General features: G+C 74.8%; 15 protein-coding genes. 7 read left to right on the top strand and 8 right to left on the bottom strand.

The window, feature by feature from the left end:
* The first annotated feature begins 92 nt into the window (after positions 1–92).
* A complete protein-coding gene (locus tag LCD35_RS05215; RefSeq protein ID WP_224957438.1) occupies positions 93–2,978 on the top strand; it encodes an FAD-binding and (Fe-S)-binding domain-containing protein in 2,886 nt (961 codons plus the stop codon).
* A 292-nt stretch (positions 2,979–3,270) separates the two neighbouring features.
* Here LCD35_RS05215 and LCD35_RS05210 read toward each other — a convergent pair whose 3' ends face one another.
* The gene (locus LCD35_RS05210) at positions 3,271–3,993 is read right to left on the bottom strand and encodes an MgtC/SapB family protein (RefSeq protein ID WP_224957436.1); all 723 of its coding nucleotides are present in this window, start codon (positions 3,991–3,993) and stop codon (positions 3,271–3,273) included.
* A gap of 213 nt (positions 3,994–4,206) precedes the next feature.
* Between LCD35_RS05210 and LCD35_RS30390 the strand changes: the two genes are divergently transcribed.
* Positions 4,207–5,229 carry a cyclopropane-fatty-acyl-phospholipid synthase family protein gene (locus tag LCD35_RS30390; protein WP_225043785.1) on the top strand — a complete coding sequence of 341 codons (1,023 nt, stop codon included), beginning with the start codon at positions 4,207–4,209 and terminating at the stop codon, positions 5,227–5,229.
* A gap of 39 nt (positions 5,230–5,268) precedes the next feature.
* Here LCD35_RS30390 and LCD35_RS05200 read toward each other — a convergent pair whose 3' ends face one another.
* From LCD35_RS05200 to LCD35_RS05170, 7 genes are all read right to left on the bottom strand, one after another.
* Entirely contained in the window at positions 5,269–5,859 is a 591-nt protein-coding gene (locus tag LCD35_RS05200; RefSeq protein ID WP_224957432.1) for a class I SAM-dependent methyltransferase, read from the bottom strand.
* A 24-nt stretch (positions 5,860–5,883) separates the two neighbouring features.
* Entirely contained in the window at positions 5,884–6,864 is a 981-nt protein-coding gene (locus LCD35_RS05195; protein ID WP_224957467.1) for a VWA domain-containing protein, read from the bottom strand.
* 2 nt (positions 6,865–6,866) lie between these two features.
* Positions 6,867–7,820 carry a DUF58 domain-containing protein gene (locus LCD35_RS05190; protein WP_224966129.1) on the bottom strand — a complete coding sequence of 318 codons (954 nt, stop codon included), beginning with the start codon at positions 7,818–7,820 and terminating at the stop codon, positions 6,867–6,869.
* Positions 7,821–7,870: 50 nt separating this feature from the next.
* The gene (locus LCD35_RS05185; protein WP_224957430.1) at positions 7,871–8,959 is read right to left on the bottom strand and encodes a MoxR family ATPase; all 1,089 of its coding nucleotides are present in this window, start codon (positions 8,957–8,959) and stop codon (positions 7,871–7,873) included.
* Positions 8,960–9,342: 383 nt separating this feature from the next.
* Entirely contained in the window at positions 9,343–9,894 is a 552-nt protein-coding gene (locus tag LCD35_RS05180) for a molybdenum cofactor guanylyltransferase (RefSeq protein ID WP_225043784.1), read from the bottom strand.
* A gap of 112 nt (positions 9,895–10,006) precedes the next feature.
* Positions 10,007–11,323, bottom strand: a complete 1,317-nt coding sequence (locus LCD35_RS05175; protein ID WP_224957428.1) for an NlpC/P60 family protein — start codon at positions 11,321–11,323, stop codon at positions 10,007–10,009.
* A 259-nt stretch (positions 11,324–11,582) separates the two neighbouring features.
* Complete coding sequence (locus LCD35_RS05170) at positions 11,583–12,413, bottom strand: NAD-dependent deacetylase (protein ID WP_374108038.1); 831 nt, start codon at positions 12,411–12,413, stop codon at positions 11,583–11,585.
* A gap of 170 nt (positions 12,414–12,583) precedes the next feature.
* Here LCD35_RS05170 and LCD35_RS05165 point away from each other — a divergent pair, with 170 nt between their 5' ends.
* Genes LCD35_RS05165 through nirD form a run of 5 tightly spaced genes read left to right on the top strand, consistent with a single transcriptional unit; the run spans position 12,584 to position 20,312 of the window.
* Positions 12,584–13,960, top strand: coding sequence for an MFS transporter (locus LCD35_RS05165; RefSeq protein ID WP_224957427.1), 1,377 nt, complete (start codon positions 12,584–12,586; stop codon positions 13,958–13,960).
* A complete protein-coding gene (locus tag LCD35_RS05160) occupies positions 13,953–16,058 on the top strand; it encodes a molybdopterin oxidoreductase family protein (RefSeq protein WP_224957426.1) in 2,106 nt (701 codons plus the stop codon). The genes LCD35_RS05165 and LCD35_RS05160 overlap by 8 nt, the downstream gene beginning before the upstream one ends.
* Entirely contained in the window at positions 16,055–17,467 is a 1,413-nt protein-coding gene (locus LCD35_RS05155) for an FAD-dependent oxidoreductase (RefSeq protein WP_224957425.1), read from the top strand. The genes LCD35_RS05160 and LCD35_RS05155 overlap by 4 nt, the downstream gene beginning before the upstream one ends.
* A complete protein-coding gene (gene nirB, locus LCD35_RS05150; protein ID WP_224957424.1) occupies positions 17,464–19,989 on the top strand; it encodes a nitrite reductase large subunit NirB in 2,526 nt (841 codons plus the stop codon). The genes LCD35_RS05155 and nirB overlap by 4 nt, the downstream gene beginning before the upstream one ends.
* Entirely contained in the window at positions 19,986–20,312 is a 327-nt protein-coding gene (gene nirD, locus LCD35_RS05145; RefSeq protein ID WP_224957423.1) for a nitrite reductase small subunit NirD, read from the top strand. The genes nirB and nirD overlap by 4 nt, the downstream gene beginning before the upstream one ends.
* Positions 20,313–20,344 lie beyond the last annotated feature (32 nt).

Here is a 20,344-nt window from a genome sequence, read left to right as displayed (position 1 = left end):
CCGGCCCCGCGAAGACCTACGGTGCGTACAGCCGCGATCCCGGACCGCGATCCCCGACCGCACCTGCCCACGGCCAGGACAGGAGTTCCCGCTTGACCACGACCGCCGCGACCACCACCGCGCCCCAGCCCGACCCCGCCGAACTCGCCGCAGCGCTGCGCGACGTGCTCGACGGACCCGCCCGGTTCGACCCGGGCACCCGCGCCCTGTACTCCACCGACGCCTCCAACTACCGGCAGGTGCCGCTCGGCGTCGTGCACCCCCGCCACGCCGGGGACGTGGCCGCCGCGGTCGCCGTCGCCCGCGAACGCGGGGTGCCGATCACCGGCCGCGGCGCGGGCACCAGCATCGCGGGCAACGCCTGCGGGCCCGGACTGGTGCTGGACTTCTCCCGGCACTTCAACCGCATCCTCGACGTCGACCCCGAGCGGCGGCTGGCCACCGTGGAACCGGGCGTGGTGCTCGACGTCCTGCAGGCCGCGGTGAAGCCGCACGGGCTCGCGTTCGGGCCCGATCCGTCCACGCACAGCCGCTGCACCCTCGGCGGCATGATCGGCAACAACTCCTGCGGCACCCACTCGGTGGCCTGGGGCAAGACCGTCGACAACGTGCGCTCGCTGGACGTGCTGCTCTCCGACGGCACCCGGCTCACCGTCGGGGAGACCTCCCCCGCCGAGCTCGACGCGCTGTGCGCCCGCGAGGACCGCACCGGGCTGCTCTACCAGCAGCTGCGGGCGCTGCGCGACGACACCGCCGAGCAGGTGCGCGCCTCGTTCCCCGACCTCACCCGGCGGGTCTCCGGCTACAACCTCGAACAGCTGCTGCCCGAGCACGGGTTCCACCTGGCCCGCGCGCTGACCGGCACCGAAGGCGGCTGCGCGGTGCTGCTCGGCGCCACCGTCGAACTCGTCGAGACACCCGCCGCGCGCGCCATGATCGTGCTCGGGTTCGAGGACAGCTACGCCGCCGCCGACCAGGTCACCCGGCTGCGCGGGCTCGACGCGCTCGCCATCGAAGGGCTCAGCGCCGAACTCGTCGACGTGGTCCGCGCCCGCAACCCGTCCTCCGCCGCGCTGCGGCTGCTGCCCGGCGGCCGCAGCTGGCTGCTCGTCGAGGTCGGCGGCACCGACCGGCGCGACGCCGAGAACGCCGCCGAACGCGTCCGCCGCGCCATCGGCTACCGCGCCGAAGCCGTCGTGCACACCGACCCGGCCCGGATGGGCGCGCTGTGGAAGATCCGCGAGGAGGGCTCCGGCTACTCCACCCGGATGGCCGACGGCTCCGAGCGCTGGTCCGGGTGGGAGGACGCCGCCGTGCCGCCGGAACGGCTCGGCGCCTACCTGCGCGAGTTCGACGCGCTGCTGGCCCGGTTCGGGCGCAAGGGCGTCACCTACGGCCACTACGGCGACGGCTGCATCCACGTGCGCGTCGACTTCGACCTGCTCGACGGCCCCGGCGCCGCCCGCTACCGCGAGTTCCTGGAGGCCGCGGCCGACCTCGTGGTCGCCCACGGCGGTTCGGTCTCCGGCGAGCACGGTGACGGGCGGGCCCGCTCGGCGCTGCTGTCCCGGATGTACCCGCCGGAGATCATCGGCGCGTTCGAGCGGTTCAAGTCGGCCTTCGACCCCGACGACCTGCTCAACCCCGGCCAGATCGTGCGGCCCCGGCCCGTGGACTCCGACCTGCGGCTGCTGGTCGCCCCGCCGAACATCCCCACCCGCACCGAGCTGGCGCTGCACGCCGACGGCGGCGACCTCGCGCCCGCCAGCAGGCGCTGCGTCGGCATGGGCAAGTGCCTGAACACCACAGGCGGGGTGATGTGCCCCAGCTACCGGGCCACCAAGGACGAGCAGCACTCCACCCGCGGCCGCGCCCACCTGCTGTTCGAGATGCTCAACGGCTCGCTGATCCGCGGCGGCTGGCGCTCCCGCGAAGTCCGCGAGGCGCTCGACCTGTGCCTCTCGTGCAAGGGCTGCAAGACCGACTGCCCCGTCGGTGTCGACATGGCGACCTACAAGGCCGAGTTCCTGCACCACCACTACCGGCACCGGCCGCGGCCCGCCTCCCACTACTCGATGGGCTTCCTGCCGCTGTGGCTCGCCCTCGGCCGGGTCGCGCCCGGCCTGGTCAACGCGGTGCTCGACGGCCCGGCGGCACCGCTGGTCAAGCGCCTCGGCGGCATCGCGCCCGAGCGGCGGATGCCGAAGCTCGCCGGACGCAGCCTGCGGTCCTGGTGGGCCCACCGCGAACACCCGAGCACCCCCGGCGGCGCCCCCGCGCTGCTGTTCCCGGACACCTTCACCGACCACTTCGACCCGCACATCGGCCGCGACGCCGTCCTCGCCCTCGAACGCCTCGGCCACACCGTCGAACTCCCCCGCGAACCGGTGTGCTGCGGGCTGACCTGGGCCTCCACCGGGCAGCTCGGCACCGCCCGCCGCGTCGTGCAGCGCACCGCGCGCCTGCTGCGCCCGCGGATCGACGCCGGCCTGCCGGTGATCGGGCTCGAACCGAGCTGCACCGCGTTCCTGCGCGGCGACGCCCTCGAACTCGCCCCGCACGACCCGGACGTGCGGGCGCTCGCGGCGGCCACCCGCACCTTCGCCGAACACGTCGAACCCACCCGCGAGCGCTGGCAGCGCACGGGCGGCGGCAAAGCGCTCGTGCAACGGCACTGCCACCAGTACGCCGAGCTCGGCTTCGACGCCGACCGGGCCGCGCTCGCCGCCACCGGGACCGACGCCGAGGTCCTCGACGCCGGCTGCTGCGGCCTCGCCGGGAACTTCGGCTTCGAACGCGGCCACTACGAGGTGTCGATGGACTGCGCCGAGCAGGCCCTGCTGCCCGCGGTGCGCGCCGCCGAACCCGGCACCTCGGTCGTCGCCGACGGCTTCAGCTGCCGGTTGCAGATCCGCCAGGCCACCGACGTCGAACCGGTTCACCTGGCCACCCTGGTCCGCCGAGCCCTCGACGGATAGATCCCGCTCCCGTTTGCGGGATGGGCGAAACGGAACCTCACCGCTGCCTTCGAACCTGCCCGCGGGACTTTCGTCTGTTCCTGTCAGCGGCGAAGCCGCTGAGCCGCCGACCACCTACGCAGAACGACCACCCGCGGGTTCTCAGCGGCTTCCTCGCGAGGACAGCGATGTCGCCGTGTGTTGGACATACATCAGAAATCGCGGCCGCACCGAAAAGCGGGCAGCGAGGAAGCCGCTGAGGTTCCGCCACCCGACCCGCCTCGCAACCGAAGTGGAAAGACAGACAGAACGCTCAAATCCCCGCCTCCGCCGAGTCACCGACCGCCGCGTGCAGCACCCCGGGGAAACCGTTGATCTCCTCGACCAGCCCGGCCACCGGCTGCTTGCCCTGCAGCCGGACCGCGACCACGGCGGTGCGCTGGTCCTCGTCGTCGGTGTCCTCGCGCTCCACCTGCAGGTCCAGCACCTTCAACCCGCGGCTCGTGCACAGCGTCAGCACCTCGCGCAGCACCCCGTGCCCGTCCAGGTAGCCCACCCGCACGATCTGCGGCTCCCGGAGCACCCCGCGCAGCAGCTGCAGCAGCCGCGGATACCCCACCGCCACCAGGAAGTGCACCAGCGTCGTCGCCGACGCCAGCAGCACCAGGCCACCACCGCAGGCCATCCCGATCGCCGCGACCAGCCACACCGTCGCCGCCGTGGTCAGCCCCCGCACCACGTCCCGCCGCACGAAGATCAATCCGCCGCCGATGAACCCGATGCCCGACACGACCTGCGCGGCCACCCGCGACGGGTCCAGCGACACCCGGTCGAACTCCAGCATGTCCCCGAAGCCGTACTTCGACACCAGCATGAACAGCGCCGCGCCCACCCCGACCAGGGTGTGCGTGCGCAGCCCCGCGCTCTTGGCCCGCACCTCGCGTTCCAGCCCCACCAGGCTGGACAGCAGCAGCGCGCTCCCCAGCTCCACGAGCAGCGGGATCTCACCCAATCCCGAGACCACCTCATCCGCCATCGGACGAACGTAACCCGGGCACGGCTCGGCGGACACGCCCACCGACCATGACCAGCCCCACCGGATCGATCAGCCACACCGCCTTGACCAGCACGAACACCGGACAAGAGTCGCATTCACCGCGAACCGGACCGCACCGCCCGCAACCGCGCCACCGCACCCCGGCGGAGTACTGTCGATCATGGAACGGCCCAACGGACCCGAGGAGCGGCAGTGCACGACAGCGGAGCGTCCGGCCTCGACGGACTCCGATCCGCCCTCGCGGCGCGCGCCACCGTGCAGGGCTGGGCGGAAGGCCTGGAGCTCTTCGAACTGTTCCGCGCCGCGCACCGCGCGGGCTGGCTCGACCGGCTGCGGGACGGGACCACCGCCGCCCGGCTGGCGGAGGCCACGGGCACCCCGGCCGAACAGACCGAGGACGTGCTGGCCGCCCTCACCTCGGCGGGCGTCGTGCAGCACCAGGACGACGCGTTCCGGCTCACCCCCGCCTTCGACGCCCTGCTCGCGGGCGCCTCCGGCGTCGACGTGCCGACCGTGCTCGACGCCGCGGACCTGGCCCGCGACCGCGTCGCAGGAGCCGTCCTGCCCGCCGAGCGGCAGCACGACCTCGACGGCGAGCAGGCGCTGCGGCTCGCCCGCGGCTGGGGCGTGCGGCCCGAGGACGGCGCACGGCAGCTCTACCAGGTGCTCTACCAGGCCCTGCCCGACTACCAGGACCGCCTGGCGCGGGGCGGCCCGCTGCTCGACGTCGGCCGCGGCGTCGGCGGCGCGCTGCTGACCAAGCTCGCCCTGCACGACGGGCTGCGCGCCGTCGGCGTCGAGGTCGTCCCCGCCGTCGCCGCCGAGCTCACCGCCCGCGCCGCGGACGCCGGGGTCGCCGACCGGCTCGACGTGCGCGTCACCGACGCCCGGGAGCTGCCGGACGCGGACGCCTTCGAGGTCTGCTATTGGGCTCAGGCGTTCTTCCCCGCCGAAGCCCGCACCGGCACCCTCGCCGCCATCCGCCGCGCCCTGCGCCCCGGTGGCCTGCTGCTGGTCCAGGAACTGTTCCCCGCCCAGGACGACCCCGGCACCCGCGGTGCGTTGGACCGCCTGTTCCACCGCCGCCAGCGGGTCGCGTTCGGCGTGTCGGCCGAAGACCTCGCCACCGAGGGCACCGCGGCCGGGTTCGACGAACCGCAGATCGTCGCCAGCCCGCTCGGCAGGCTCGTCCTGCTGCGCAGGCCGCGGGACTGACCGCCTGCGCGCTCGCGCGGCCTGCATCCGCCTCGAAGATCAGCGAGGACGCCGCGCCAGGTACACCAGCGCGGGCGGCACGTTCCGCCACACCGTGCGGCTCAGCACCGTCTCCTCGAAGGTCGCGCGCAGGTCGGCGTGCTGCCGCCGCGCCGGAGCCGCCCACCGCGTCCACGTGTACGCGAACTGCGTGAACGCCCCCTGCTCGGTCAGCGAGTCCGCGATCAGCCGGATCAGCGGCACCCCGCCCTGCGGCGCGTGCGCCGCCCACGGCAGCCCGCTGACCACCACGTCGGCCCGCACGCCCCGCTCCGCCAGCAGCCGCGGCAGCGCGCGGGCGTCGGCGCACTCCACGTCCACCTCGGGGAACCGGGCGCTCAACGACTCCGCCCACCGCTGGTTGAGCTCCACCGCCAGGTGCGTGCCCCGGCCGCCGAGCCGCTGCTGGATCGCCTCGGTGAACGCGCCCGTCCCGGGTCCGAGCTCCACCACCACCGGATCACCGGTGGCCGGGATCGGTGCCACCATGTCCCGCGCCAAGTGGCGGGAGCTGGGGCCCACCGCGGCCGTCGTCGTCGGGGACTTCACGAACTCGCGGAGGAACTCCACCGCACCGGCGGCACTGCTCACGTCGGGCTCCCGTGCTCTGCGGCGTCAGGGCAGACGTCGCCCCAGCAGCAACGAGAGCACCGCCGCGACGATCGCGGTGAGCGTACCCAGCACCGACCACGGCTTGCTGGCGTCTGTGTGCTTGATCTCGTAGCCGATCTGCTCGCCCAACGTGTCGTAGACGCGGCGCAGCTGCTCGGCGCTGGCGGCCTTGTGGAACTCGCCGCCGGAGAGGTCCGCGATCTCCTCCATCGCCTCGTCGTCGACCTCCACGGGCTGCGACTGGCCTTCGATGTCGATCGTGCCGTAATCGGTGCCGAACGAGATCGTGGTGATCGGGATGCCGGCCTTCTTCGCCTCCCCCGCCTTCGTGTAGGCACCGCGCGGGGCGTTCATGTCGCGCGGGATGGTCTGCCCGCCGTCGGCCATCAGCACGATCCGGGCGGGCGGCGCGCCACCGGGGCCACCGACCATCTTGCCGAAGGAGTCGATCGCCGACATCGACGCGTTGATGCCGTCACCGGTCGCGGTGGCCTCCGACAGCGAGAGGTTGTCGATGGCCTGCTTCACCGCCGTGCGGTCCGTCGTGGGCATCACCATCACGGTGGCGGTGCCCGCGAACGACACCAGTCCGAGGTTGATGCCGGGGGTGAGCTTGTCGGCGAACTCCTTCGCCGCGATCTTCGCCGCCTCCAGGCGGCTCGGCTCGACGTCCTTGGCCATCATCGACAGCGACACGTCCACGGTGAGCATGACCGTCGCCCGGTTCCGCGGGATGCGCTGCTCGGCGGTCGGCCCGGACAGCGCCACGGTCAGCAGGATCATCGCGACGGCCAGCAGCGCGGCGGGCACGTGCTTGGGCCAGCCCTGCCGCTTCGGCGCCACCCGGTCCAGCACCGCCAGGTTGCTGAACCGCAGCGCCTCCTTGCGCGCCCGCTGCTGCGCCCACACGTACCCGCCGACGAGCGCGGCGACCACCAGCAGCAGCAGGAACCACCACGGCGCGGTGAAACCCGACAAGCTCAACATCACGCCGTTCCTCCGGACCATCCGCGCTTGCGGGCCACCACGAACCGCACCACGTCGGCGATCCAATCCGAATCCGTTCGCAGCACCAGGTGCGCGCAGCCCGCTCGCCGCAGCGCCGCCGCGACCTCCTCGCGGTGCGCCGCGGCCGCGGCCGCGAACTCCTTGCGCAGCACCGGTGTCGTGCGCACTTCCCGCTGCTCCCCCGTCTCGGGATCGGACAGCACCACGGTGCCGACGTCCGGCAGCTCCAGGTCCCGCGGGTCGAGCACCTCGACCGCGAGCAGCGAGTGCCGGGCACCGAGCCCGCGCAGCGCGCGCTGCCAGTCCAGCTCACCCAGGAAGTCGGAGATCACCACCGCGAGCCCGCGCCGCCGCGGCGGACGCCGCAACGACTCCAGCAGCCGCGGCAGATCGCCCCGGGTGCCCTCCGCCGCCCGCGGCGTCTCGGCGACCTTGCGCAGCAACCCGCGCGAATGCCCCAGCCCGCCGCGCGCGGGCAGCCGCACCGGGCCGGTGCCGTTGTCCACGACCGCCCCGATCCGGTTGCCGCCACCGCTGGTCAGGTGCGTCACCGCGGCCAGCGCGGCGATCGCCAGCTCCCGCTTGTCGCAGGCCGCGGAACCGAAGTCGAGGCTCGGCGACAGGTCCATCGCCACCCAGGTCTCCAGCTCGCGGTCGGCCACGGTCTGCCGGATGTGCGGTTCGGACATGCGGGCGGTGACCGCCCAGTCCATCCGCCGCACGTCGTCGCCGGGCTGGTAGACCCGAGCCTCCCCCGGCTCGGTGCCCGGTCCGGGCACCAGGCCGAGGTGGTTGCCCTGCAGCAGGCCGTCGAGCCGGCCGCGCACGGTCAGCTCCAGCGAGCGCAGCGCGGCGTGCAGCCGGGGCCCTTCCAGCTCCGGCGGGGCCCAGGACGGGCGGTCCGCACCTGCCTGGGCGGAACTCACCGGCACGGCTGATCGCTCCTCGTTCGTCGAGTGGGTCATGGGCGCGCGGCCGCGGGTCAGTACTGCGGCGGCGGGCCGACCGGCGCCTGCCCGTACCCGGGCTGCGCCTGCGGCGGGTTCGCCTGCGGACGCGCCGAGACCTGCGGCAGCGGCACGGTCTGCAGCACCCGGTTGACGATGTGGTCGACCGGGATGCCGTCGGCGAGCGCGTCGTAGGACAGCACCAGCCGGTGCCGCAGCACGTCCGGCACCACGTCCACCACGTCCTGCGGGAGCACGTAGTCGCGGCCGCGGACCAGCGCCAGCGCACGGGACGCGGCGACGATGCCGAGGCTCGCGCGCGGCGAGGCGCCGTAGGACACCCACCCGGCGATGTCGGACAGGCCGTGGTCGTTCGGGGTGCGCGTCGCCAGCACCAGCCGCACCACGTAGTCGACCAGCGCGTGGTGCACGAACACCTGCGCGGCGACGTCCTGCAGCCGGGTCAGCTCGTCGGCGTCGAGCACCGGCGTCGGCTCGGGACTCGCCACGCCCATCCGGTAGACGATCTCCCGCTCCTCCTCGGCCGAGGGGTACTCGACCTGCAGCTTGAACAGGAACCGGTCCCGCTGCGCCTCCGGCAGCGGGTAGACGCCTTCGTTCTCGATGGGGTTCTGGGTGGCCAGCACCAGGAACGGCTTCGGCATCGGGAAGCTCTCGCCACCGATGGACACGTGCCGCTCGGCCATGACCTCCAGCAGCGCCGACTGCACCTTGGCGGGCGCGCGGTTGATCTCGTCGGCCAGCACGAAGTTCGCCAGCACCGGGCCGAGCTCGACGTCGAAGCGCTCACTGCCCTGCCGGTAGATCCGGGTGCCGAGGATGTCGGCGGGCACCAGGTCGGGGGTGAACTGCAGCCGGGAGAACGAGCCGCCGACGACCTTCGCGAAGGTCTCCACGGCGAGCGTCTTGGCCACGCCGGGCACGCCTTCGAGCAGCACGTGGCCCTTGGCCAGCAGGCCGACCAAGACCCGTTCGACGAGCCGGTCCTGCCCGACGATGATCCGCTTGACCTCGAACACGGTGCGTTCGAGCAACTGCGCGTCCCGGGCCGGTGTGCTCACCTGGTCCGCGGGCGCCGCCCCGCCCTCGCCGGCCTCGGTCACTTCGACACCTCTCGTTCGCTTCCCTGGTCGCTTCGGGCGTTCGCCGCGGTGCCGGGCCGCCGGGCCTCGGCGGACGTGGGCGCTCGCGCGCCGAGCGCACTTCGCAGCGATCTTGGCACGGGCGCGCCCCGGTCGCGCGAGGGGGCACCCGGCCAGGTTCGCAGTGAACCGCACCGGCGGTGTGGCCCCTGTGAAGCGATCTCCCTCCTCCTGGCCGTTCTCGGCCGGACGGCGGAAGGCGAGGCCGTGCGGCCGGATTGATTTCAGTCGACACTGAAGCTACCGATCCAATGAATATCCGGACGCGCACTCCTGCGCTCACGCACCCACTGATCGTTCGGGCGCGGCGCCACCCGGGCCCCTCGCAGCGGGACCCGGGGCGCTCAGCCCAGGCGGTGCAGGTCCTGCGGGGTGTCCACGTCGGCCGCCTCCGCCCCCACCGCCGGGACGTGCGCCGGGTGCAGCGCGCCGAACAACGCGCGCACCGGCCGGTCCCGAACCTGCTCCGGCATCGCCGCGCGCAGCACGGCGACCGGCCAGACGCCCAGCAGCCACTGCACCGCGCCGTCCGCGTCCACCAGCACCGCGCCGGACTCCGCCGCCGCCGCGCGCAGCCGCGCCACGGTCCCGGCCGAGAGCCCCGGGTGATCGGCGGCCAGCACCGCGACCAGGCCCCGCTCGAACGGGACCTCCCCCAGCCCCGCGTGCAGCCCGGCGAGCGGACCCGACCCGGGCGGATCCTCCCGCGCCCACCGCACCGGCACCGGCACCGGCCGCCCCGGCAGGTCCACCACCACCGGGTCGGCGTCGCGCACCGCCAGCGCGGTGTGCGCCAGCAAGGTGCGGCCACCGGTGCTCAGCGCGAGCTTGTCCACTCCCCCGAGCCGGCGGGAGCTCCCGCCCGCGAGGACCACCGCCGCGAATTCGTCCACCACGCCCCGATGCCTACCGCAGCACCGCCGCCGCGGCGCGGGCACCCCACCCCGGAACGCACGGCGGCGGCCGTGCCGGTGGGGACCCACCCGGCACGACCGCCGCCGGAACCGATCAGAGGAGGCGGACCGCGTAGGGCGCGATGCCCGCGTACCGCACCGAGGTGACCCGCACCTTCGAACCCGAGTACGGCGCCTCCACCATCCGGCCACCGCCCAAGTACAGCGCCACGTGGTGCACCCGTCCCCCGCTGCGCCAGAACAGCATGTCCCCGCGCTGCATCGAGGACAGCGGCACCTGGGTGCCGGACTGGTACTGGTAGCCGCTGTAGTGGTCGAGCTGCACGCCCGCCCCGGCGAACGCGTAGATCATCAGCCCGGAGCAGTCGAACCCGATCTTCTGGTAATCGCCGTACGAGTCGGCCACTCCCCCGTCGCGGATGCCGCGGGTCGGGCCGCTGGAGTTGCCGCCGCCCCACGCGTAGGGCATGCCGAGCTGGGAGAGCGCCCGCCGCACGACGGTCTCCACCGAACCGGTGGCGACCTCGGTGTCGTCGTCGGAGTCCGGCGCGGGGCTGCCCTGCGCGTTCCCGGCGGCGGCCTGCGCCTCGGCCGCTTGCTGGGCCTGCGCCGCCTGGCTCGCCTTGAGCCACTCCTCGTAGCGGTCGCGCTGGGATTCCAGCCCGCGCACGGCGGCGCGGGCGGCGGTGAGCTCCTGCTGGACGCCGGAGCGTTCGGCCTCCAGCCTCGCGGAGGTGCTCGCCTGCGAGGCGCGGGCGGCGATCGCGGCCTGCTGCGCCGTGTCGGCGCGCCCCTTCGCCTCGGCGGCGGTGGCGCGGGCCGCGGCCGCTTCCTGCAGGGCTTCGCGCGCGAGGGAGTCCTTGTTGACCCGGTCGATGCGGGACCGCTCCAGGTCGTCGAGCACGTCGAGCTGGGTGCGCCCGACGGTGTCGAGGAGTTCGGCGCGCTCCAGCAGCTCGTCCGGCCCGCGGGCGCCCACGTACGCGGTGAGCGAGCCGAGCTTGCTGCCCTGCCGGTAGCTGCCCGCCGCGAACTCGTCGAGCCGGGCGCGCTGGCGCTCCACCTCGTCGGCGGCCGCGTTGGCCTGGCCCTGGGCGCCGGCCGCGGTCTGCTCCGCGCGGGAGCGGGCGAGTTCGGCGCGGTCCAGGTCGACGCGCGCCTTGTTGGCGTCCTCCATCGCCAGTTCCACCCGCGCGCTCAGCTCGGTCAGCCGGGTCTCGGCTTCGGAGAGGCGTTGGGTGAGCTCGCCGACGCGGTCCGCCCGGTCGCCGACCCGGTCGCGCTGTGTTTGGATCTCGCCGTCGTCAGGTCGCGCCGGGGGGTCCGGCGCGCCGGCCGCGGCCAGCGGGAGCGCGAGGGCGAACGCGGAGGCGAGCACCAGACCGCCGGGCAGTAGTCGAGGTCGCCGCACGACCGCCACCTCCAGGCACCGAACTAGGCCGTTCGGACTTGCAGTGTTGCGCCATTCAGCGCACAGGACGAGCACAACTGTGCATCGTGACCCCACTACTCGCAATTCGTCGCACGAACCACTTGCACCACAAGTCGTACTTCAGGGCTTGAACGGGACTTTTCGGGCGCGCTGAACCGCTCAAGCCGCGCAGGCGAGCAAGGAATCGACCCGAGACCGTCGAGACGCTCTCGGGTGCTTGCGGGGTGCGAGGGCCGGTTCAGCCCCAGGTGCTCGGGTCGCCCCAGGTGCGCAGCGGCTCACCGGACTCGGCGAGCGGCACCGCGGCCAGCTCCGGCAGCACCCCGGCCAGCGGCTCGCGCAGCACCGCGGCGGCGAGCTCGTCGTACGGCGTCGGCTCGGCGTTGCAGATCACCAGCCGCGCACCGGCGCGCACCGCGAGCTCCGCCAGCCCCGCCGCCGGGTGCACCGTCAGCGACGTCCCGGCCGCGACGAACAGATCGCAGTCCAGGGCGGCCCGCTGCGCGGCGCGGATCACGTCCGGGTCGAGGTTCTGGCCGAACGAGATGGTGGTGGACTTCAGGATCCCGCCGCAGGAACGGCACGGCGGGTCCTCCTCGCCGTCGGCGACGCGCTCCAGCGCCGCCCGCATCGACCCGGTCGCACCGCAGTCCAGGCAGACCACGCCGAACACCGAACCGTGCAGCTCCAGCACCAGCCCGGCCGGGAGCCCCGCCCGCTGGTGCAGTCCGTCGATGTTCTGGGTGAGCAGCGAGGTCAGCCGGCCCTGCGCGGCCAGGTCGGCGAACGCGCGGTGCGCCGGGTTCGGCACCGCCTCCCACGCCGGGTGCTCGGCTCGGCCGCGCCAGGCGAGCCTGCGCACCTCCGGGTCGGCCACGTACGAGTCGAGGTCGGTGAGCCGCTGGGCCCGCGGATCCCGCGTCCACACCCCGTTCGGGCCGCGGAAGTCCGGGATGCCCGAGGCGGTGGACACCCCCGCCCCGGTCAGCGCCGTGATGCGCCGGGCCGAGCCGAACAACTCCCGGGCGCGGGCGTGCTCGGTGCCGGGATCGCTGCCGCGTGCTGTCACCCCACCACGGTGCCACGTGGCCGCAGCCACCCCGAATCCGGGCGTCGGCGCAGTTCACGCCCGGCGGCCGCGCGGGTGTGATGGCGGCTTTGCCTCGCGGTAACGCGCGGCGTCGATCGGCGGAAACACCCGGTTCCTAGCGTCGGCCCTGCCCGACGAGAGGAGGCGCGGTGACCACCACCCCGCACAGCAGGCCCGGCCGCCGGATCGACGGCTGGGACCCGGAGGACGAGGCGTTCTGGCAGCGCACCGGCCGGCGGGTCGCGCACCGCAACCTGCGGCTGTCGATCCTGTCCGAGCACGTCGGGTTCTCGGTGTGGAGCATCTGGTCGGTCCTGGTGCTGTTCATGTCCCCGGAGATCGGCCTGGACTTCGACGCCGCCGAGAAGTTCCTGCTGACCACGGTGCCGACGCTGGTGGGGGCGCTGCTGCGGCTGCCCTACAGCTACGCGGTGACCCGCTTCGGCGGGCGGAGGTGGACGGTGTTCGCCACCTCGGTGCTGCTGGTGCCGACCGGGCTGATCTGCTACTTCGTGCAGCAGCCGGGGACGCCGCTGGGCGTGTTCCTGGTGCTGGGCGCGCTGACCGGGCTCGGCGGCGGCAACTTCGCCTCCTCGATGACCAACATCACGAGCTTCTTCCCGCAGCGGGAGCAGGGTTGGGCGCTGGGGTTGAACGCCGGTGGCGGGAACATCGGCGTCGCCGTCGTGCAGGTGGTGGGGCTGCTCGTGGTGGCCACCGCGGGCGGGACGAGCCCGGCGCTGGTCGCCGGGATCTACCTGCCGCTGATCGTGCTGGTCGCGCTGCTGGCGGCGCTGCGGATGGACGACATCGACGCGGCCGTCACCGCACCGGGCGCGCAGCGGGAGGTGCTGCGCAGCTCGCACGCCTGGTGGCTCTCGCTGCTCTACGTCGGGACGTTCGGGTCGTTCATCGGCTACGGGTTCGCGTTCGGGCTCGTGCTGCAGAGCGAGTTCGGCTTCACCCCGCTGCAGGCCGCGACCTGGACGTTCCTGGGGCCGCTGCTGGGTTCGCTGGCGCGGCCGGTCGGCGGGCTGCTGGCCGACCGGTGCGGCGGGGCGCGGGTGACGTGCTGGAACTTCCTGGCGATGGCCGCGGGGACCGGGGTGTTGCTGGTGGCCTCCGGGCTGGACTCGTTCCCGCTGTACCTGGGGTCGTTCGTGGTGCTGTTCGTGCTCAGCGGGATCGGCAACGGCTCGGTCTACAAGATGATCCCGGCGGTGTTCGCGGACCGGGCGCGCCGGGAGATCGCCGGGGGCGGGGCACCCGCGGACGCGTTCGCGCGGGCCCGCAGGTCCTCCGGGGCGCTGATGGGCGTGGCCGGCGCGGTCGGGGCGCTCGGCGGGGTGTTCATCAACCTGGCGTTCCGCGCCTCGTTCGGCGGGGCGGCCGCCAGCGGGGACGCCGCGCTGGCCACGTTCCTCGGCTGCTACCTGGTGTGCGTGCTGGTGACCTGGGCGGTGTACCTGCGGCCGCGGCACGCCGCGGCGCGGCCCGCGATCGCGGGAGGTCCCGGCCGTGCCTGAACCCCGCACCACGACCACCCACTGCCCCTACTGCGCGTTGCAGTGCGGCACCCGGTTGACCCGGGAGCGCACCGGCGTCGTGGTCGAGCCGACGGACTTCCCGGTGAACCGGGGCGGGCTGTGCCAGAAGGGCTGGACCGCGCCCGCGCTGCTCGACGTCCCCGATCGGCTGCTGCACCCGATGGTGCGGCGCGGCGGCCGGCTGCGGGCCGTGGACTGGGACACCGCGCTGCGCACCGTCGCCGACCGGGTGCGGGAGCTCCAGGCCGAGCACGGCTCGGACGCGGTCGGCGTGTTCGGCGGCGGCGGGCTGACGAACGAGAAGTCGTACCTGCTGGGGAAGTTCGCGCGGCTCGCGCTGGGCACCAGCCGCGTCGACTACAACGGCCGGTTCTGCATGTCCTCGGCGGCCGCGGCCGGGACCGCCGCGTTCGGCTCGGACCGGGGGCTGCCGTTCCCGGTGACCGACCTCGGCCGGGCGGACGTGGTGCTGCTGGCCGGGGCGAACCCGGCCGAGACGATGCCGCCGCTGCTGCGGCACCTCACCGCGCCGGAGCTGGTCGTCATCGACCCGCGGCGCAGCGCCACCGCGCAGCGCGCCGCCCTGCACCTGCAGCCCGCGCCGGGCACCGATCTGGCGCTGGTGCTGGGGATGCTGCACATCGCGGTCGTCGACGGCTGGGTGGACGGCGACTACGTCCGGGACCGCACCACCGGTTTCGACGCGGCCCGGCAGCGCGCGATGAGCTGGTGGCCGGAGCGGGTGGAGCGGATCACCGGCGTACCGGTGCGCGCGCAGCGGGCGGCGGTGCGGATGCTCGCGCACGCCGACCGGGCCTACGTGCTGACCGGGCGCGGCGCCGAGCAGCACGCGAAGGGCACCGACACCGTCGCCGGGTTCATCGACCTCGCCCTCGTGCTCGGGCTACCCGGCCGCGAGGGCAGCGGGTACGGGTGCCTCACCGGGCAGGGCAACGGGCAGGGCGGCCGGGAGCACGGGCAGAAGGCCGACCAGCTGCCCGGCTACCGCTCGATCACCGACCCCGCGGCGCGCGAGCACGTCGCCGAGGTGTGGGGCGTGCCGCCGGAATCGCTGCCCGGGCCGGGGATCAGCGCCTACGAGCTGCTGGATACGGCGGGCGCGCCGGGCGGGGTGCGCGGGCTGCTGGTGTTCGGGTCGAACCCGGTGGTCTCCGCGCCGCGCGCCGGGCACGTCGCCGAGCGGCTGGCGGCGCTGGACCTGCTGGTGGTGGCGGACTTCGTCCCCTCGGAGACGGCGCGCGCGGCGGACGTGGTGCTGCCGGTGGCGCAGTGGGCCGAGGAGGACGGCACCGTGACGAACCTCGAAGGCCGGGTGCTGCGCCGCCGCCGGTTGCGGGTGCCGCCGGGGCACGCGCGCAGCGACCTGGAGGTGCTGCACGGGCTGGCGCGGCGGCTCGGCGAACCCGGCCACCGCTACCCCACCGCGCCGCGCGAGGTGTTCGAGGAGCTGCGCCGCGCGTCGGCGGGCGGCGCGGCCGACTACGCGGGGATCAGCTACGAGCGGCTCGACGCCGGGGAGGCGCTGCACTGGCCGTGCCCCGCCGAGGACCACCCGGGCACGCCCCGGCTGTTCCTCGACCGGTTCGCCCACCCCGACGGCCGCGCCCGGTTCGCCGCGGTGGAGCACCGCCCGGCGGCGGAGCAGGTGTCCGCCGAGTTCCCGCTGCAGGCCACCACCGGCCGGGTGCTGGCCCACTACCAGTCCGGTGCCCAGACCCGCCGGATCCCGGAGCTGGCGGCCGCAGCGCCGGAGGCGTTCGTCGAGGTGCACCCGGACACGGCGCGGCGCGCGGGGCTCGCCGACGGGGACCTGGCGCTGGTGAGCTCGGCGCGCGGCCGGACCGCCGCGCGGGTGCGGCTGGTGGACTCGATGCGGGTGGACACCGTGTTCCTGCCGTTCCACTTCCCCGGCGCGGGGCGGGCGAACCTGCTCACGAACCCGGCGCTGGACCCGCGCAGCCGGATGCCGGAGTTCAAGGTGGCCGCGGCCCGGCTCGATCCGCTGCCCGCCGACGCGGCGCCGCCCGCCGGGGACGCGGCGGAGGTGTTCGCGTGAACCACGTGCTGATCGCCGGGAACGGTCCCGCCGCGCACCGCCTGGTGGAGCGACTGCGCGGGCACGGCCACGACGGCCCGATCACGGTGCTGGGCGCGGAGGACCGGCCCGCCTACAACCGGGTGCTGCTGGCCTCGGTGCTGGACGGGGCGTTGCCGCCGGACGCGGTGGAGCTGCCGGAGCTCGACGCCGAGGTGCGGACCGGAGTCACCGCGACCGCCGTCGATCCCGCACGGCGGCTGGTGCGCACGGACGCCGGGGTGGTGCACCGGTACGACGAGCTGGTGCTGGCGACCGGGGCGCGGGCGGCGGTGCCCGCGGTGCCGGGGCTGCGCGCGGCGGACGGGACGCTCGCGGCCGGTGTCACGGCGCTGCGGACCCTCGCGGACTGCGCGCGGTTTCCGGCCGGGGCGCGGCGCGCGGTGGTGCTCGGCGGCGGGGTGCTCGGCGTGGAGACCGCGCGCGGGCTGCTCGGCCGCGGCCTGGACGTGGTGCTGGTGCACCCGAATCCGCACCCGATGGACCGGCAGCTCGACGCGGCGGGCGGGACGCTGCTGGCCGAGCACCTGCGGGAGGCGGGCGTGCGCACCCGGTTCGGCCGCCGCGCCGCCGCGCACCGGCCGGGTGAGCTGGTGCTCGACGACGGCGAGGTGCTGGCCGCGGACGTGGTGGTGCTGTGCACCGGTGTGGTCCCGGAAGCGGGGCTCGCCCGCGAGGCGGGGCTGCGGGTGGGCCGCGGCGTGCTGGTGGACGACCACCTGATGACCTCGGATCCGCACGTGCACGCCCTCGGTGACTGCGCCGAGCACGACGGGCGGGTGCCCGGGCTGATCGCACCGGCCTGGGAGCAGGCGGAGGTGCTGGCGCGGCGGCTCGCCGACGGTGCGGCGCGGTACCGCGCCGGAGCGACCGCGACCCGGCTCAAGGCGCGCGGCATCGACGTGGCCTCGCTGGGCGACGTGGCGCTGCTGGCGTCCCCCGAGGTGGAGCAGGTGGTGCTCTCGGACCCGGCGCGCGGCCGGTACGCGAAGCTCGCGGTCCGCGCCGAGCGCCTCGCCGCAGGGGTGCTGATCGGGTTCCCGCAGGCCGCCGCCACCCTCGCCCAGCTGCACGACCGGGGCCTGCCGCTGCCGGTGGACCGGCTGGGCCTGCTGCTGGGCGCCGCGCCCGCCGCCGCACCGGCCGAGCTGCCCGCGGACGCGGTGCTGTGCCGCTGCAACGACGTGAGCAAGCGGCGGCTGGAGGACGCGTGGCACGCCGGTGCCCGCGACCTCGGCTCGCTGGCCCGGACCACCCGGGCCACCACCGGCTGCGGCGGCTGCGCCGACGAGGTGCGCGGCCTGTGCGCCGCGCTGCGCGCCGACGGACCGACCGGAGCCGACGAACCCGAACAGGAGGGCGTCGCATGACCCGAACCCTTGTCGTGATCGGCCACGGGATGGTCGGCCACCGCCTCGTCGAGGAGCTGCGCGCCCGCGACGACGCGGACCGCTGGCGGGTGGAGGTCCTCGCCGAGGAACCCCGCGCGGCCTACGACCGGGTGGCCTTGTCGTCCTACCTGGACGGCAGCAGCGCCGCGGACCTCGGCCTGGCCGGGCCGGGATTCTTCGCCGACCCGCTGGTGCGGCTGCACCTGGACCACGCCGTCACGAGCGTCGACCGCGCGGCGCGGACCGTGCGCACCACCGGCGGCGCCGAGTTCCGCTACGACGCGCTGGTGCTGGCCACCGGGTCCCGGCCGTTCGTGCCGCCGGTGCCCGGTCACGACCTGGCCGGCTGCCACGTGTACCGCACGCTCGACGACCTGGACGGCATCCGGGACGCGGCGGTGGCGGGCGCGCCCGGGGTCGTCATCGGTGGCGGGCTGCTCGGGCTGGAGGCGGCGAACGCGCTGCGGCTGCTGGGGATGCGCCCGCACGTGGTGGAGCGGGCGCCCCGGCTGCTGCCGCTGCAGGTCGACGACGGCGGCGGGCGGGTGCTGGCGCGGCTGGTCGAGGACCTGGGGCTGGCGGTGCGCTGCGGGACGGCTACCGCCTCGATCGACGCCGGGCCGGACGGGCGCGTAGCCGGGGTGACCCTCGGCGACGGCGACAGCATCGCGGCCGAGCTGGTGGTGTTCTCCGCGGGAGTGCGCCCGCGCGACGAGCTCGCCGAGCGGTCCGGTCTGGCGCGCGCCGACCGCGGCGGGGTGCTGGTGGACGGGCGCTGCCGCACTTCCGACGAGCACGTCTGGGCGGTCGGCGAGTGCGCCGCCGTCGAGGGCCGCTGCTACGGGCTGGTCGCCCCCGGCTACGCGATGGCCGAAGTGGTGGTGCGCCAGCTGCTGGGGCTCGACGGCGACGCGTTCACCGGTGCCGACATGTCGACGAAGCTGAAGCTGCTCGGAGTGGACGTGGCCAGCTTCGGCGACGCGCACGCGACCGCGGACGGCGCGCTGGAGGTGGTGCACGCCAACCACGCGGCGGGCACCTACGCGAAGCTCGTGCTCAGCGACGACGCGCAGGTGCTGCTGGGCGGGGTGCTCGTCGGCGACGCGAGCGCCTACGCCTCGCTGCGGCCGCTGGTGGGCCGCGCGCTGCCCGCCCCGCCGGAGCGACTGCTGCTGCCCGCCGGCCCCGCGCCGGACGCGGGGGCGCTGCCGGACGACGCGGTGGTGTGCTCCTGCAACAACGTGTCCAAAGGGGACATCACCGCGGCGATCGGCGGCTCCGGGCTGTCCGATGTGGCCGGGATCAAGGCGTGCACCCGGGCGGGGACGAGCTGCGGATCGTGCGTGCCGATGCTCGGCAGGCTGCTCGCCGACTGCGGCGTCGCGCCCTCCCGCGCGCTGTGCGAGCACTTCGCCCACTCCCGCGCCGAGCTGTTCGAGATCGTCCGGGCCACCGGAATCGCCACGTTCTCCGAACTGGTCCGCGCCCACGGCCGCGGTCGCGGCTGCGACGTGTGCAAACCGGTGGTGGCCTCGATCCTGGCGAGCCTCGGGCGCGGGCACGTGCTCGACGCCGAGCACGCCGGGCTGCAGGACACCAACGACCGGTTCCTGGCCAACCTGCAGCGCAACGGCACCTATTCGGTGGTGCCGCGGGTGCCGGGCGGGGAGATCAGCGCGGACGGGCTCATCGTGCTCGGTGAGGTGGCCCGCGAGTTCGGGCTCTACACGAAGATCACCGGCGGGCAGCGGATCGACCTGTTCGGCGCCCGCGTCGAGCAGCTCCCCGCGATCTGGCGGCGGCTGGTGGACGCCGGGTTCGAATCGGGGCACGCCTACGGCAAGGCGCTGCGCACCGTGAAGTCCTGCGTGGGCACCGACTGGTGCCGCTACGGCGTGCAGGACTCGGTGGCGATGGCGGTCCGGCTCGAACTTCGCTACCGCGGGCTGCGGGCGCCGCACAAGCTGAAGTCGGGGGTGTCGGGCTGCGCGCGCGAGTGCGCGGAGGCCCGATCGAAGGACTTCGGCGTCATCGCCACCGACCAGGGCTGGAACCTGCACGTCGGCGGCAACGGCGGGTTCAGCCCGCGGCACGCGGAGCTGCTCGCCGCCGACCTGGACGACGAGCAGCTGATCCGGCTCGTGGACCGGTTCCTGATGTTCTACGTGCGCACCGCCGACCGGTTGCAGCGCACCGCCGCGTGGATCGAATCCCTCGACGGCGGCCTGGACCACGTGCGGGAGGTCGTCGTCGAGGACTCGCTGGGCATCGCCGCCGACCTGGAGGCCGCGATGGCCGAGCACGTCGCGGGCTACGCCGACGAGTGGGCCGGGGTCCTGGCCGACCCGGCGAAGCTGGCCCGGTTCGTGTCCTTCGTCAACGCCCCCGACGCGCCCGACCCGACGGTCGGTTTCCTGCCCGATCGAGACCGGCCTGGCACCGGCCCGGTCCCGCTGCCCGCGCCGTCGATCCGGCCCGGTTCCGCGGAGGTCCCCGCATGACGACCTGGTACCCGATCTGCCCGTGGGAGGCGCTGCCGCCCGCCTGCGGCGTGCCCGCGCTGCTGGCCGCCGGGCCGGTCGCGCTGTTCCGCACCTCCGACGACGAGCTGTACGCGGTGGGCGGCGTCGACCCGTTCTGCGGGGCGGGGGTGATCAGCCGCGGCATCGTCGGCGATCGCGGCGGCGAACCGACCGTGGCCTCGCCGATGCTCAAGCAGGTGTTCTCGCTGCGGACCGGTGCGTGCCTGGACGATCCGGCCGCCCGGCTGCCGACCTTCCCGGTGCGGCGGCGCGGCGGAGTGGTGGAGGTCGGGCTGCCGTGAACGCGTGCTGCCCGTCTTCGTTCCGGCGCCGA

Source organism: Saccharopolyspora sp. 6V (assembly GCF_020176785.1).
Taxonomy (GTDB): Bacteria; Actinomycetota; Actinomycetes; order Mycobacteriales; family Pseudonocardiaceae; genus Saccharopolyspora_C; species Saccharopolyspora_C gregorii.
This window is presented reverse-complemented; position numbering and strand designations above follow the sequence as displayed.